This window comes from Paraburkholderia sp. BCC1884 (assembly GCF_900996225.1).
GTDB lineage: Bacteria > Pseudomonadota > Gammaproteobacteria > Burkholderiales > Burkholderiaceae > Paraburkholderia.
In genome coordinates this window covers 1-420 of record NZ_CAAJGL010000052.1, presented here as the reverse complement: position 1 = coordinate 420, position 420 = coordinate 1, and the positions used below count along the sequence as shown (strand labels likewise).

Sequence of the window (420 nt, the reverse complement as noted above, 5' to 3'; positions counted from 1 at the left end):
GAGGCGTTCGAGGTGCGCGGATCGAGGAAGATGTGCGCGTTCGACGAGCCCGAGGGCGCCGTGAAGCTCATGCTGACCTTCCACCAGTTGCCCACCTTGCTGGTCGACAGCGTCGAATTCCCGGTGCTCCACGAACCCGGCACGATCACGCCGTTGTTGGTGTTGAGCACGCCCGCGAATTCGGTCTGGTTGCCGTCGTCGGTCTGCACCGAGAAGGCCGGCAAGATGGTCTGGCCCGAGCTGGCCGGCAGGTAGTCCGTGAAGGTGTAGCTCTGGCCGCCCTGCACCTTGATCCACTGGTTGATCTGCGCGAACGGGCTGCCGCTGGCATTGCCGATCACCGCGGCATGGTTGGTCTGGCCGGAGATGTCGGTGGTCAGCCCGATCACCGAGCCGCCGCTGCCGGTCGACCAGGCCGAG

Annotated in this window: 1 pseudogene; it reads right to left on the bottom strand. The window is 66.0% G+C overall.

The annotated features are described in order from the left end of the window. A pseudogene (locus FQ705_RS33935) lies at nucleotides 1–420 on the bottom strand (alpha-amylase); the annotation flags it as partial.